The organism is Mycobacterium alsense (assembly GCF_002086635.1).
Lineage (GTDB): Bacteria > Actinomycetota > Actinomycetes > Mycobacteriales > Mycobacteriaceae > Mycobacterium > Mycobacterium alsense.
This window is the reverse complement of sequence record NZ_MVHD01000041.1, coordinates 26637-42696: the sequence shown is the minus strand read 5'-3', so window position 1 is coordinate 42696 and position 16060 is coordinate 26637. Positions and strand designations below refer to the sequence as shown.

Sequence of the window (16060 nt, the reverse complement as noted above, 5' to 3'; positions counted from 1 at the left end):
CCTGTAGCGCGGGCTTAAGAAGCTGCCAACCTGTCGCGTAGACTCTTGGGCCGTATATCGGTCCAGTTCTGTTCGATGTAGTCAAGGCACGCCGCGCGGTCGGCTTCCCCGAACACCGCACGCCAGCCGGCCGGAACGTCGGCGAAGGCCGGCCACAGGCTGTGTTGCTCCTCGTCGTTGACCAAGACGAGAAAACTGCCATTGTCGTCGTCGAACGGATTGATGCTCACCGCGTCTCCAGTCCGTCTACTCAACATGGGTATAACAAGTTCTAGACCATACTGGAGCTCACCGAAATTGTCTCGCACTTTTCGAATTTGGAGGGGTAACCCACAGTTTGAAGACCGCGCACTGCGCCGCACGCCGCTTCCCGATCGTTAGGTACGCGAATGAAGCCGTACTACGGCCCGTAGCACGTAGCGTCGGCGGCGGGGGCGAGCCGGTGTCGCGGCGGCGTCACCGGGTGTTGCCGAAGGCGCGGTCGGACGCGCGTGGCCGGGCGAGGTCGCCCGGCGGTTCCCGCAGACTCCGTGGGCATGGACGCTCCTCCGGCGACGGGCGCGTGCACCGTCCGGCGGTCGTGGCCGACGCCGACGGCCCACGCGGCCGGGTTCGCGTCTGGGCCGGGCGGCGGGCGGCCACCGGTGCGGAGTCGAGAACCCGTTGAGTTCATGGCCGGTTCTCAACGGGCGGCGTCCATACTAGGGTGGGCACGGCGCAATTTGGTCGCGCCGAACGGCCGCGGACAATGTAGAACGCTTTCGAAAATGGATTCGCCATCGGAATCGGAGGTACCTGGATACTATTGCCCAGGGCACGGAAGGTGAGCCGTACCTGACGCGAGGCTCCCGTGCGCACGAATATCCATAAACCGGCACCGTGCTAGAAATCATGGTGCAAGAGCACGATTTGGTAGGCGACATAAATGGACAGCCACAGCGAAAGTACGGCGCAGGTTCAATCGCAAGAAGGCTCACAGGTGGCAATGTCGGCGCACCTCGCCGACGACCTGCTCGCCACGACTGCGGACGGATGGCGCAACTTTTACAATCAACTGAGCCAACGCCTGGAGACCGTCGGTTTGGCCAATGTGTCGTTCTTTCTCAACTATGGGTACCTTCCGACGGACTCGAACAACGAAGCGGCGTTTGACATTCGGGAAGGAACCTTCAACGCCAACTCGGTCAGGCTGGTGCTCGAGGTCATCGGGTCGCTCGACCTGAATGACCGCACCATCGTCGACATCGGGTGCGGGCGCGGCGGCAACACCGCCGTGGTGGCCGAAAAGTTCAGCGCCCAAGTGATCGGCATCGATATGTCCTCGGAGGCAATCGCGTTCTGCAGCAAAACGCACACCAAGAATCCGATCGACTTCAGGGTCGGCAATGCCCTGGACATTCCCCTCGCGGACGATTCGTGCGATGCGATCGTCAATGTGGAGTCGTCGCACTCGTATGGCAATCTGCCGAAATTCCTCACCGAGGTGGCCAGGATTTGTCGGCCCGGCGGATGGTTCCTGCACACGGACTTCCTGAGCCCTGAGGACTGGGACCAGGTGCGCATGCGCTTAAAGCGGTCAGGGTTCGTCACCAAAAGCGATCGCGATATCACCGGAAACGTGTTGGCGTCGCGCGATCAGGCGACCGATACCTGGGCCGAGGTTTATGGCGACGCAAATGCCCGCGTCGCCAACTTCCTCGCGCTGCCGGGGTCGGCGATCTACGAGCAGATGCGGGCCGGCCTGCTGGAGTACCGGATTCTGAGGTCGCAACTGCAGGCGGGCGCCGCGTAGGGCCCCGCCCGGCAGCGTCGCGGCCCCGGCTGGTTGCGTGGGTGGCTCAGCGAGAGCCGAGCCCCCTCGCTACGTGGGCTCGGCCGCGCCCACCGAGTCCGCCGCGTCGGACACCGGCACCTGAGCGGCGAGGTATTCGGCGAGCGACCCGATCGTCGGGTAGTCGAATACCGCGGTGGCGCTGATCGTGACCGCCCCACCGAACTGCGGCAGCAACCGGTTGCTGAATTCGACCGCCATGAGCGAGTCGGTGCCCAATTCCAGGAACCGGCTGGTCGCGGCCGGCGGCTGAGCGAGCCGCAGGAAGTTCTGCACTTCGCGCCGCAGGTAGTCGGTGAGGAAGCTGCCGCGTTCCGCCTCGGGCACCTCGTGCAGTTGCCGGAGCAGCTCGCTGTCGCCGCGGGTCGCCGTGGCGGCACTGGGCAGCACGTGGGCGAGCAGCGACGGACGAGAGGCGCCCAGCCCCTTCGCGGCGCGCTGCCAGTTGGCCTTGATGACGGTCGCCTGCCCGGTTCCGGTGCCGATTACCTCCGCGAGCGCGTTGAGGGCGGCCCCGGGTTCCAGCGGAATCAGGCCTTGGGCGCTGAGATTCGCGCGCGCGGCGTGCGACGTGGCCATGCCGCCCTTCGCCCACGGGCCCCAGTTGATGCCGGTTGCGGGTAGGCCGTGCGCCCGGCGCTCGGCAACGAGCCCGTCCAGCAGCGCGTTGGCGGCGGTGTAGTTGGCCTGGCCCGGGGAGCCGAGCACGCTGGCCGCCGAGGAGTACAGGATGAAGAAGTCGAGCTCGTCGTCCTTCGTCAACCGGTCCAGGTAGCGGGCACCGAACGCCTTGGGCGCCAACGTCGTCCGGAAATGCTCCACGCTCTGCTGCGACAGCAGCGCGTCGTCGAGCACGCCGGCCAGGTGTGCCACCCCCGCGAGCGGCGGCAACTCGGCCCGGATCCGCGCCAGCAGCTGTTCGACCTGCGCCTCGTCACCGACGTCGGCCGTCACCGTGTGGATGCGGCACCGGTGGCGCTCCGTGATGTCGTCGATCGCCCGCTGGGCCTCGGCGTTGGGCGCGCGCCGGCTGGTCAACACGATGTCACCGGCCCCGAGTTGGGCCAGATAGGCCGCGGTGAACAGGCCCAGCGCGCCGAGCCCGCCGGTGATCAGATAGCTCCGATCGGCGCGCGGCTGTAGCGGTTGCGCCATCTGCAGCACGATCTTGCCGATGTGGCGCGCCTGCTGCATGCGGCGGAACGCGGTCTTGGCCTCCGTCACCGGGTAGACCTCGGCCGCGATCGGCGCCAACTCGCCGTTGGCCATGCTCTCGGCCACCTCGGCCAGCAAGTTGCCCACCCGCTCGGGTTCGTGCTCGATGCACGCGTCCAGCGCGATGATCTCGTACTTGATGTCGGGACGGGCCGCCGCCATCTGCTCGCGAGTCCAGATGTCCCGCTTCGCGATTTCGGCGAAGCGGCCGCCCTTGGCGGTGGCCCGCACCGTCGCTTCGATGAACCCCTCGTTGGTCAGGCTGTTGAGCACCACATCGACGCCCGAGCCGCCGGTGTCCGCCAGGATCTGGTCGGCGAAATCCGTACTGCGCGAGTCGTAGACGTATTCCACGCCCATGTCGCGCAGCGTGGCGCGTTTGTAGGTGCTCGCGGTGGCGAACACGGTCGCCCCGCGCTGCTTCGCGATCTGGATGGCCGCCAGACCGACGCCCCCGCTGGCGGCGTGGATGAGCACCCGGTCACCGGGGCCCACCTCGGCCCAGTCGAACGCCAGTCGGGTCGTCAGCGCGCCGGCGGGTATGGTCGCCGCGCCTACCGCGCTGATTCCGTTCGGCACCGCCGTCAGGAACTGGGCGGGCGCATTGACCCGGGTCGCGAACGACCCCGGCATGAACCCGAAGACCCGTTGGCCTACCTCGAACTTCGTGACGCCGTCCCCCAGCTCGGTGACGACGCCGGCGAGGTCACCGCCGCCGATCTGCCCCGGATCACCGGGGTAGAGGCCGAGCACGTTGAGCACGTCCCGGAAGTTCAGACCCGCGGCTTCGACCCGGATCTGCACCTCGCCCGCACCCGGCGACGGCACCACCGTCTCGTTGAGACGCAGGTTGTCGATCGCGCCGCGTTCGGTGGGAGCCAGGAAGTAATCGCCGGCCCGCGGTACCGGGAGATGGCCGCCGCGCGCCCAGGGCACCAGCCGCGGCACCCAGTACTTCCCTTGCCGCAAAGCAAGTTCGGGCTCGTCGACGGGTGTGCCGAGCAGGCCGGCCAGCGAGTGCACGGCATCCTCGAACCCGTCGTGGTCGACCAGCCGGCAACGCAGGCTCGGCTGCTCGGTGATGATCGTGCGGCCCAGGCCCCACACCGCGGACTGCACCGGGTCGACGGGCTCGCCGGGCTCAGTCGCCACCGCGCGTTCGGTGATGATCCACAGCCCGCCGGTCAGTTTGAGATCCTGCTGCGCCAACAGCGCGCGCACGACCGCGAGCAGCTGGTCGATCTCGACTTCCACCCGCGCGGCGAATTCGCCGCTCGACTCTTCGACGCCCGGCCGCTTTGCGGTGCGCCAGACGATTCCCGAGACCGGGGCGCCGCGCTCCTGCGCCTGTGCGAGTTGCTGTTTCCAGGCGTCGACGTCCGTACTGCGGTCCAGTGCGACGGCACCCGGCACTTCGGCGGCCAGCTCGTCGAAGCCGGCAATCAGCCAGGTGCCATCGCCCTTCTGGGCGCTGCCCGGCTCCGGCGCCGGCACCTCCTCCCAGCCGAGGGTGTACAGGTTCCGCGTCGCGTCGCCGCCCAGTCCCCGCAGCAACGCTTCCCGGGGCGCGCGTTTCACCGTGAATTCGCGTATTTCGCCCAGCTGGCGACCCTCCCGATCCACGAAGTCGAGGTCGAACACCTGGGTCTCGCTGTCCGGACCGCCACTCTGCCACCGCGCGCGGCAATAGAAGCGCTTCGGCAACTTGTCCCGCAACACCACCTGGCCATACCGCAGGGGCAGGAACAGCTCCCCTACCTCGCCGCCGTCGGCGGCCGCGAGAACCGCCGGGAACGCCGGGAAGGCGACCCCCGTGCACAGGTCCAGCAGCACCGGGTGGACGGGCTCGCTGCCGAGCTGTTCGGCGAGCTCGTCGCCGATGGCGACATCGCCGACCGCCTCACCATCACCGGACCACAACGACTTGAGCGACGTGGACCAGGTCGGACCCCAGGTCAGCTCCATATCGGCGAAGGTGTCGAACAGCTGCTGCGGGCGCATGCGGTCCAACCGCTCGCACACGGCGTCGATGGATTCCGCCGACGCCGGCGCCAACTCGTCATCGGCGCCGGAGGCGATCCGGCCGTCGGCGTTCAGCGACCAGTCAGCGTCGCGATCGCCGTAGGGGCGGCTGTGGACCTGGAAGGTCCAATCCTCGTCGACCGGATGCAGCGTCAGCTGCACCTCTCGAGAGGCCTTGTCGGCCAGGATGATCGGTTCGTAGAAGAAGACGTCGCGCACCTGCGCCGGCGCCCCGACCGCGGCCAGGGCCATCGCCGCGTACGTTGCGCCGGGAACGACGACGGTGCCATAGATGACGTGATGCGACAGCCATGGCTGCGTGTTGACGGACCATCGGCTGGTGAACACGGAATCCCCGGAGGCGAGATCTTTTGCGCTACCCAGGATTCCGGATCCGGCGGAGCCGTGTCCGTCGATGCCGCGGATGTCGGCATTCTTGGGCCAGAAGCGGCGCCGCTGGAACGGATAGGTGGGCAGGTCGAGCCTGCGCCGCGGCCGATGCTGCAGCGCGGCGAATTCGGGCCGATGGCCGCTGACGTAGGCCGCGGCCAGCGCCTCTGCGATCTGGCGCCGGGCGTCGGTGTCCTTGCGCAGGGATGCGATCGCACGCGGAGCGGCCGAGGAATCCGGCCAGGCCTGCAGCGCGGCACCGGTGAGAACCGGTTGCGGGCCGATTTCCATCAGCACCGAGCAGCCGAGCGCAGCCACGGTCTGGACGCTTTCGGCGAACTGCACCGGCTGGCGGGAGTGCCGCCGCCAGTACGGAGCGTCCAGCGCGGTTTCCGGGGCGAGGACCGCGCCCGTCCGGTTGCACACCAGGGGAAGGGTCGGAACCGCGAACTCGAATCCTTTTGCGTACGACTCGAATTCGTCGAGCACCGGGTCCAGCAGCTCGGAATGGAACGCATGACTGGTGTCCAGCCACGTGCAGCGCACACCGTCACCGCTCAACTTGGCGACGATCTGTTCCAGGTCCGCGCCGGGACCCGATAGCACCGTGTTGGGGCCGTTGTAGGCGGCGACCGAGATGTGTGGGAACTCCTCGGCGGCGCTCTCCACCTGCTGGGGATCGGCGAACACGGCCACCATGCGCCCGCCGGCGGGCAGGCTGCCGAACAGCCGGCCGCGTTCGGCGATCAGGCGTGCCCCGTCCTCCATGCTGAACACTCCGGCCACGCACGCCGCGGCGTACTGGCCCACGCTGTGTCCCAGCACCACGTCGGGCTCGATACCCCACGACTGCCACAGCCGCGCCAGGCCCATCTCGACGGCAAACAGCGCCGGCTGGGCATAAGACGTGTGGCCCAGCCCCTTTCCGGCGTCATCGCCGGGGTTGCCGGCCGCCTCGAACAGCACCTCGAGCAACGGGCGCGGCAACATCCCGTCGACCGCTTCCGCGCATCGCTTCACGGTGTCCGCGAACACCGGTTCGCTGTCGAACAGCTCGCGCGCCATCCCCGGGTACTGGCTGCCCTGGCCGGTGAACAACCACGCGGTCTTGGGCGGGTCGCCGCACTCGCCGCGCAACGCACCCGGCCCCAGCCGGTTTTCGGCCAACCCGGTCAGCAGCTCACGGGCACCGGCAACCGAATCCACGACGAGCGCGGCCCGGTGTTCGAAATGCGAACGCCCGGCACCGGCGGTGAAGCACACATCGGCGATGTCGGCGTCCGGGTGGTCGTCGAGCCAGGAACCGTATCGCTGCGCCAACGCCACCAGCGCCTGCGATGAGCGCGCGGACAGCGGCAGCACGCCGACCAATTCGTCGCCGGCGCCCGCTTCCGGTGCCCCGGTGGCGTCGGCAACCGCGTCGCCCGCCGAGGTTCCGTCGGCCACCGCGGATTTCGCCGGCGCCTCCTCGATCAGGACGTGCGCGTTGGTGCCCGAGAACCCGAAGGAGCTTGTTCCGGCACGACGCGGCCGGCCGTCGGCGTGCCACGGGATCGCCCGGTCCACGACCCGCACCGGCAAGGAGTCCCAGGGAATGTTCGGCGACGGGTTCTCGAAGTGCAGGTTCTGCGGCAGGACTTCGTGCTGCAGCGACAACACGACCTTGATCAGGCCGGCGATCCCCGCCGCCGACTCGAGGTGGCCGATGTTGGTCTTCACCGATCCGATCAACAGCGGCCGGTTCGAGTCGCGGCCGGCACCGTAGACGGCCGCGGCGGCCTGGACCTCGATCGGGTCACCCAGCGAGGTGCCCGTGCCGTGCGCCTCGAGGTAATCGACGTCCCGGCCCTCGACGCCGGCACGGGCCAGCGTCGCGGCGATAAGCCGTTGCTGCGCACCACCATTGGGCACCGTCAAACCGCTGGAGGCACCGTCCTGGTTGACCGCGCTGCCCCGGATGACCGCGCAGATCTGATCGCCGTCACGCTCCGCGTCGCTCAGCCTCTTGAGCACCAGGATCCCGCAGCCTTCGCTGCGCGCGTAGCCGTTCGCGGAGGCGTCGAAGGTTTTGCACCGGCCGTCGGCGGCCAGCATTCGGGCGCGCGAGGTGGCGACGATGGACGCCGGGCTCACCAAGACGTTCACCCCACCGGCCAGCGCCATGTCGCAGTCACCGGAATGCAGGGCCTGGCAGGCCTGATGGACGGCCACCAGCGAGGCACTGCACGCGGTGTCCACCGCCATCGCCGGCCCTTCCAGCCCGAGCGCGAACGCCACCCGGCCCGCGATGACGTTGAGCGCGTTCCCGGTGATGAAGTGCGCCTCGATGGTCTCGACCGAGTTGGCGTTCAGCAGCTGCGAATACTCGTTGGCGGCCACGCCCACGAACACACCGGTTCGACTGCCGCGCAACGCCGCGGGCGCATACCCGGCACGTTCGAGGCCCTCCCACGCGATCTCCAGCATCAACCGCTGCTGCGGATCCATCCACACGGCCTCGCGCGGGGAGATGCCGAAGAACTCCGGGTCGAATCCGTCGATGCTTTCCAGGTACCCGCCGTAACGGGTGTAGATCTTGCCCCGTGCCTCCGGATCGGGGTCGTAGTACTCGTCGACGTCGAAGCGGTCTTCCGGAATCTCCCGGATCGCATCGACACCGCCGGACAACAGATCCCAATACGCCTCGGGATCGCGGGCGCCGGGGAAACGGCAGGCGACGGCCACGATCGCGATCGGCTCATCGGAGCGCGTCGGTGCCGCCGCGGCCGGCTTGGCCGGCGCCGGCGCGCTCGGCGCCGGGGTGCCGATGCTCAGCACGTCGCCGAGCAGGAAGTCGGCCACGTCGACCAGCCGCGGATAGTCCATCGCGAGGGTCGACGGCAACTCCTTGCCCACGGCCTGCTCGACCCGGCGCCGAAGTTCCACGGCCATCAGCGAATCCATGCCGACGTCGAAGAAGCCGGCCTCGTCGCGAATCTCCGCCGGGTCGATCCGGGTCACCTGCGCGACGACGTCGCGCAGGTAGTCCACGACGAGTTTCTTCCGCTGCTGCGCCGGAGCGAGGGTGAGCCGCTCGACCAGTTGGGTGTCGCCGGACGCCGTCGATGCCGGCGCCGTGTCGGGCACCTCGCGCTGCAACTGCGCGAAGAACGCTCGCTTCCCGCCCACCTGGTAGAGCGGCAGGAAGCCGGCCCAATCGATGCGGGCCACCACCCCGTGCGATGCGCCCTTCGCCGCGCCCTTGCCCGAGCCCTTGCCCGACGCCGCCAGGAGTTCGGCCATCCCCGCCAACGCGTCGGCGGGTGACAGCGGCTTGACGCCGCGCTTGTCCAGTTCCGCGCGGGCGGACTCGTCGGCCATGCCCGCGTTCAACCACGGACCGAAATTGACGCTGATCCCCGGAACACCCTGCTCACGCAGCCGCCACGCCAACCCGTCGAGGAAGGCGTTGGCCGCGCTGTAAGCGGTCTGGCCGCCCGCGCCCCACACCCCGGCAATCGAGGAGGTGCTGAGGAAAAAGTCCAGCCGCAGGCCCGCGGTGGCCTCGCTGAGATTCCAAGCGCCCCAAACCTTCCCCGCGAACACCCGGTCCACTTCTGCTTGATGCGCTTCGGCGTCGGAGGCCTGCATCGGGGTGGTGCTGATCTCGCCCGCGGCGTGCACGACGCCGGCCAGCGGCGGCAGTTCGGCCCGCACGGTGGCCAGGACGCGAGCGACGTCGTGCGGGTTGGAGACATCGGCCGCGATGACCCGGACTTCGCAGCCGGACTCTTCGCTTATCGCACCGATGCGCTGTTGCGCGGCCTCACTGGGGGCGCGTCGGCTGGTCAATACCAGGTGCCGGGCGCCGTGCGCGGCCAGGTATCCGGCGACTTCGAGGCCGATCGCACCCAGCCCACCGGTCACCAGGTACGTTGCGTCTTCTCGTAGTGCCACCGGTGTGGCGCTCGGCTGCCCCGCACGCCGCGTCAGCCGGGGAACGTAAACCGCTTGGTCGCGCAGCGCGATTTGGTCTTCACCGGCGGGCGCCGCCACCAGCTCGTCGACCAGCCGGGTCCACACCGCCTCGTCCATGGCGCCGCCCGGCGGCAGGTCCGCCAGTCCGCCCCACAGGCGTGGATGTTCCAGCGAGGCGGCGCGACCGAATCCCCACAGGCAGGACTGGGTCGGTGACACGGTGTCCGCATCGGTAACACGCTGTGCGCCACGGGTTATCAGCCAGATGGGTACGCGGAGGTCGGCCGCGGCCGCGGCGCAGAACACTCGCCGGGTTCCGCTCAGGACGTCGTGTTGCATCCGCAACAGCGATCGCATCGACGGTGCGGTGTCGGCATCGACGGCCGCCAGATGCAGGACGCGGGTCGTCGGTTCCTCCTCCACCGCGGCGCGTAACGTCGCGGCGAGCCGCTCCTGGTCGGCGTCCGAAACCGGCAGCCCGACGATCCGGTGCCGGTGCCCGCGTGCGGTCAGCGCGTCGACCAGCGGCCGAACCGCCTCGGCATCGTCGGTGATCAGGACCCAGGCAGATCCTTCGCCGGCTGGCGTGCCAGCGGCGGACTTCTCCCAGCGAATCTCGTAGCGGGAGTCCGTGATGGATTGGGCTTTGCGCTGTTGGTTGTGTTGTGCGGCAAGCTGTTTGAGCAGATCGACGGCCTGTTGATTGCCTTCCGCGCCGTCGAGCAGCGCGGCGAGTTCCTCGATCCGCCCGTCCTCGAGAAGCCGCACGGTTTCGGTGCGCATGGCTTGGCTCTCGTCAAAGGACTGGGTCGGCCGGACCCGCTCCTCGCGGAACCAGTACTGGCGGTGCTGGAACGGATAGGTGGGCAGGTCGACCTTGCGCGCGGCTGGCGGCTGGAGCGCGCCGAAGTCGGGGCGGTGGCCCACGATGTACGCGTTGGCGAGGGCTTCGGTGATCTGCCGGTGATCGGCGACGTTCTTGCGCATCGACGCGATCGCCCGCGGCGCGGTGGCCGGGTCCGGCCAGGCCCGCAGGGCCGCGGCCGTCAGGACCGGCTGCGGGCCGATCTCCAGCAGCATCGTGCAGTGCAGTTCGGCCAGGGTGCGCACGCTCTTGGCGAACTCGACCGGCTGCCGCGCGTGGCGGCGCCAATAGGCGCCGTCCAGTTTCGCGCTCCTGCCCAGGGCCGCGCCGGTGCGGTTGCACACCAACGTCTTTTGTGGCGCCCTGAACTCGAACCGGTTGGCGTACGACTCGAATTCGTCGAGGACCGGATCGAGCAGCGCCGAATGGAAGGCGTGGCTGGTGTCCAGCCAGTCACAGCGCACACCGTCGGCTTCCAAGGCCGCCACGGCCTGGTCGAGATCCTGCACGGGTCCCGACAGCACGGTGTTGGCGCCGTTGTAGGCGGCCACGGACAGGCTCGGGAACTCGTCGGTCATGCTTTCGACCCGCTCCGCGGCGGCGAAGACCGCGACCATCCGGCCGCCGTCGGGCAGGCTGCCGAACAGGCGGCCGCGCTCGGCCAGCAGCAACGCCCCGTCCTCGAGGCTGACCACGCCGGCGACGCAGGCCGCGGTGTATTGGCCGACGCTGTGGCCGATCACCACGTCCGGCTCGAAGCCCCACGACTGCCACAGGCGGGCCAGGCCCATCTCCACCGCGAACAGGGCGGGCTGGGCGTAACTGGTTTGCCGCAAGGTGTCGTCACCGTCGGGATCGAAAATGACGTCGAGCAAGGGCTTTTCGAGCACGTCGGCGACCGCCGCCGCGCACTGGGTCATCGTCTCGGCGAACACGGGCTCGGTCTCGAAGAGCTCGCGTGCCATGCCGGCGTACTGGCTGCCCTGGCCCGTGAACAACCACGCCGTCCTCGGCCGGTCCGCGCACTCACCGCGCAGCAAGCCCGGAGCCGGCCGATCGTCGGCCAGCGCGGCGAGTTGCTCACGCGCGGACTCGGTCGAATTGATCACCAGGGCGGCCCGGTGCTCGAGGTGCGATCGCGCTGCCCCGGCGGTGAAGCACACGTCGGCCAGCGAGGCGTCCGGGTGGGCGGCCAGCCAATCGCGGTATAGCTTGGCAAGCTCCGTCAAGGCGGCGGCGCTGCGCGCCGAGAGCGGCAACAGGCTGAACCGCCGGTCGTCCGTCGGCGTCACCGGCGCGGCGGCGACCTCGCCTACCTCGGGTGCTACTGGAGCTTCTTCGAGGATGACGTGCGAGTTGGTTCCCGAGAATCCGAACGAACTGATCCCGGCGATGCGGGGCCGCTCGCCGCGCGCCCAGGGGAGGGCCTCGTCCACCACGCGCACCGGCAGCCGGTCCCACGGAATGTGCGGCGACGGTTTGCTGAAGTTCAGGTGCTTCGGCAGCACCCCGTGCTCGAGGGCCAGGACGACCTTGATGACGCCCGCGATGCCGGCCGCGGCCTCCAGGTGCCCGATGTTCGTCTTCACCGACCCGATCAGCAGCGGCCGGTCGGCGTCGCGCCCCTTGCCCAATGCCGCACCGGCGGCCTGGACCTCGATCGGGTCACCCAGCGACGTGCCGGTCCCGTGCGCCTCCAGATAACCCACGTCGGCGGGCGCGACACCCGCGCACTGCAGCGCCTCGGCGATCACGCGCTGCTGGGCGACGCCGTTGGGGACCGTCAGGCCGCCCGACGCGCCGTCCTGGTTGACCGCGCTGCCCCGGATCACGGCCCGGATCCGGTCACCGTCGCGGATCGCGTCCTCGAGACGCTTCACGACGATGACGCCGCAGCCCTCGCCGCGCACGTAACCGTCGGCGGCCGCGTCGAACGTCTTGCACCGGCCGTCCGGGGCCAGCATGTGCGCGTGCGAGAAGGTCATCGCGGTCTTCGCGCTGAGCAGGACGTTCACGCCGCCGGCCAGGGCGAGGTCGCACTCACCGAAACGCAGCGACTGGCACGCCTGATGGACCGCCACCAGCGACGAGCTGCACGCCGTGTCGACCGACACCGCCGGACCCTGCAGCCCCAACCCATAACTGATGCGGCCGGCGCCCGCCGCGGACGACGTCCCGATGGCTACGTATGCCTCGATTTCCTCGTAACTCAGCTGTTCGGAGATCAGTCCCAGGTAGTCGTGGGTGCCCAAACCCATGAACACGCCGGTCTTGGTGTTCGCCAACGAGGACGGCGCGGTGCCCGAATGCTCCACCGCCTGCCACGCCGTCTCGAGCAGGATCCGATGCTGCGGGTCGATCAGCATGGTTTCCCGGTTCGACAACCCGAAGAACGGCGCGTCGAATCCCGTCACGTCATCGATGAACCCGGCCCGGCGGCTGACGATCTTGCCGGGCGCGTCGGGATCCGGGTCGAAGAACTCGTCGACGTCCCATCGGTCCGGCGGCACCTCCGATACGGCGTCGCGTTCGTGCTGCAGCACGTCCCAGAACGCGTCCGCGTCGGGGGCACCCGGGAAGCGCGCCGCGTAGCCGATGATCGCAAAGCTCTCAGCCGTCCCCCGCCGGACGGGCGACCCGTTGGTCGGCAGGGCCTGACTCTGGTGATCGGTCATTTCCGATTGCCCATCGTCCGGGGTTGCCCCTCGTCGCTGACCAAGACGAAGGGGCTGCCACTGCGATCATCGAACCGGTTCATGCTCAACGGTGTCTCCAGTCCATTTACTCGACATGGGTGTAACAAGCTCTAAACCATACTTTGTGGGCCAGACGCGTGTCATCCGAATGGCTAATTGCTCCGCGGTGCCCCGTACCGGCGACGCTATGCGCGGTGACCTGCGGCGATGGGCCGCACCTCGCGGCTTCCGCGTTGGGGCCACCGGGGGCCCCGCAAGGCGACGGGGTTCACCGCGGGCGGGCGAAATCCTCGAGGAGATCGGCGGCGGCGGCGACGCTCTTGGCGGGCTCGGTCATGCGGGTCGCGAGTTCGCGGGCGCGCGCCACGCATTCCGGGGCGAGAATGGTGCGCAAATCGGCAACCAGCGAATCCTCGGTCGCGGTCGAAAAGCGCCGGGAAGTGCCCACCCCGAGCCGCTTGACGCGGGATCCCGAGAGCGTCTGATCGATGTCCGTCGGAAGGATCAACGTGGGGACCCCGGCGCGCAGGCCGATGGCCGTGGTGCCCGAGCCGCCGTGATGCACGACCGCGCGGCAGGCGGGAAAGACGGTCGAGAAATTCACCGCGCGCACCACCTTGACGTGGTCGGAATGTGCGACCGCGCCGAAGTCGGTGCCGGCGCCGCCGACCAACGCGCGCTCGCCCAACCGCGCGCAGGCCCCGCCGATCATGGCGATCGTGTCAGCCGGAGATCTGACCGGGGTGCTGCCGAACCCGAAGTAAATGGGAGGTGTTCCCGCCGCGATCCACGACGCGACCTCTTCGTCGGCATCGGTCGCCAACCCGAGCGTCAGCGCGCCGACGAAGGGACGTTGACGCTCATGTTGCGCCCATTCGGCCGCCAGCCCCGGAAAGAGCGCCTCGTCGTAGCCCTGGATTTCCAGGGATCCGCGTTCGGTGATCCGCCGCGGCGCCGCCCCGTTGGCCTTCGGCAGACCCAGTTCGCGGCGCTGCGCGTCCTCGACCTTCTTCGTCGCACGCCAGGACGCCCACCAAAACGCCGTGACCGCCGCGCGGGCCATCGGCGCCGGCAGGGTCGCCAGGGTCACGCCGTTGGGCCGCAGCGGGAAGTGGTGCAGCGTGGCCAGCGGAATGTCGTGATACTCCGCGACGTTGGCGGCGGCGTCCTCGAAATTGATGCCGGTGAATAGGAGGTCGGCCCCCTCCGCCAGCGAGACCAGCGTCGTGCTCATCTCCTGCCAGGCCCGCAGCAGGGGACCCGAAATTTCCAGGCGCGACGTGATCAGGTCGCGGACCCTCCAGGGGCGGCTGAAGAAGCAGGTCCAGAATTCTCGGTGCGCGGCGAGAATGGACCGCGCCTCGGGGCCGAAGCCGACGGCCGCGACCCCGGCCGACTCCGTGAATGCGACCAGGTCGGGCGGGACGGCCATGCACACCTCGTGCCCGCGTCGCGCGAGCTCGCGGCCGACGGCGAGGTTCGGTTCGACGTCGCCGCGACTGCCCCAGCTCGCCAGCACAAATTTCATCGCGGGCCGGCCGCTCGTCATCCGTTGTTCTGCTCGCACGGGCGGGCGCCGCTCAACTTGCCCAGACCGGTGATTTCCAGGCTGACGGACTTTCGTTGCCCGGCGGCGCCGAGCATGAAGAAGATGTCGCCGATCGGTGCGCCAAGCCAAAACCGCCAAAACCGTTTTTGGTAGAACTTCCAGACATAGCTGCCGTCGCCCGCCAACCAGTACGCGGCGATCCAGAGCAGGTAGTACGTCAAGCGCTTCCAGCGCGAGACGACCATCTCGAGGTTCATCTCCATGACTTCGAGACCCCAGGCCCGGTATCGCCATTCCAGCCCGTACTTGTCCTGAAACTCGAAGAACGCCCGCATCTCGGCGTTGGTGACGAGGTATTCGTCGAAGACGAGGATGGATCCTTCGACAAAGCGGTCCTTGCAGGTTTCCAGCGCATGCAGGCAACTCTCATACGTATCCAAATCCATGTGGAAAAGCCGGATCTTGGCTTCCGGTCGCTCGGCCAGGAACGGGGCGAGCGTCTCGTAGGTGCTTCCCTTGATGAATTGGACATCGCGGCCGAGCGCCGCCGGCAACCCGTCGTGCAGGCTCACGCCGGTGTCGCGCATGGAACGCTGCGCGAGCGGTTCCGATAGTGCGAAGGTCCCACGCTTGAACACGACCTGGTCGTCGACCTGCCAGTCTTCGACGAGGCCCTCGAAGGTGTCGAAGCCGAAGACGCGACGGCCGGTGGCATCGGCGATCAGCCTCGTCGACCAGCCGAGCCAGACGCCCAAATCCAGCGACAGCTCGTCGGCATCCTGGCGGCTCGGCTTCGGAAGGCGCGACGCTTCCCACAACAACGTGTGGCCTCGAATCCTGCACTTGCGCAGGCTCGACAGCGAGCGGGCGATGAACGAGCGGTACGCGTCGTCGTACACCCGGACGTCGCGGGCGTAGAGGTTGGGAATGTAGCGGTCGCGGCCCCGGTAAACCACGCGCGCACCGAGGAGCAGCAGAACGAGCGCGCCGAGCGCGACGAGTAGCACCGGCGCGAAGTAACACGCCCCAGCCACGACGATCGCGATGCCGACGAGGATCGCTTTCCACAGATCGTGAAGCGTCGTCCGATCCACTGCGACCGGACTGTCCACCGTCGGACTGTCGACTACGCTCACCGGTTCACCTCCGGGTGCTCGGTTTGACGCGGCCCCGCGATCTCGCACACCTCCGCGTGGGCGGGGAAGTACTGCGCGATGTCCAGGTTTTCCACCCTCACTCCGGGCCGCCTTCCGTCGGCTCTTTTGACGGCCCGACCAGCCAAGGGCTCCCGGGCCGACGGCGATGACGGGATGATTCGCCAACATACCCAATGGGTTGGACAGGTGTGCAATAATCCCCCGGACTCGAAGAACCCGTTCTCTTCATCCAAGGTTGGTGATCTTGCAGCACACCGGCAGCGCTGGCCCGATCGAAGGCCTGACGGGTCGGCGCGCGGTTCCGGGCCGTGCTGGGCGCAGCCGGCCCCGGCCCGATCACGCCCACACGCGCGTGCTGCGGCCGCGGCATCTCTGCGA

General features: G+C 68.6%; 5 protein-coding genes. 1 reads left to right on the top strand and 4 read right to left on the bottom strand.

Annotated features, from left to right (window positions below; translation table 11 throughout):
- Window positions 1–14 precede the first annotated feature (14 nt).
- Window positions 15–230 (bottom strand): MbtH family protein, encoded by a 216-nt coding sequence (locus tag BST11_RS19755; protein ID WP_067320520.1) that lies wholly within the window; start codon window positions 228–230, stop codon window positions 15–17.
- Window positions 231–925: 695 nt separating this feature from the next.
- Between BST11_RS19755 and BST11_RS19750 the strand changes: the two genes are divergently transcribed.
- Entirely contained in the window at window positions 926–1792 is an 867-nt protein-coding gene (locus BST11_RS19750) for a class I SAM-dependent methyltransferase (protein WP_083139607.1), read from the top strand.
- A 69-nt stretch (window positions 1793–1861) separates the two neighbouring features.
- Here the strand turns inward: BST11_RS19750 and BST11_RS19745 are convergent, their stop codons facing one another.
- From BST11_RS19745 to BST11_RS19735, 3 genes are all read right to left on the bottom strand, one after another.
- Window positions 1862–12955, bottom strand: coding sequence for a type I polyketide synthase (locus BST11_RS19745; protein WP_083139600.1), 11094 nt, complete (start codon window positions 12953–12955; stop codon window positions 1862–1864).
- 289 nt (window positions 12956–13244) lie between these two features.
- Window positions 13245–14504, bottom strand: coding sequence for a glycosyltransferase (locus tag BST11_RS19740; protein WP_083139619.1), 1260 nt, complete (start codon window positions 14502–14504; stop codon window positions 13245–13247).
- 17 nt (window positions 14505–14521) lie between these two features.
- Complete coding sequence (locus tag BST11_RS19735; RefSeq protein WP_244897716.1) at window positions 14522–15661, bottom strand: class I SAM-dependent methyltransferase; 1140 nt, start codon at window positions 15659–15661, stop codon at window positions 14522–14524.
- Between the last annotated feature and the right edge of the window lie 399 nt (window positions 15662–16060).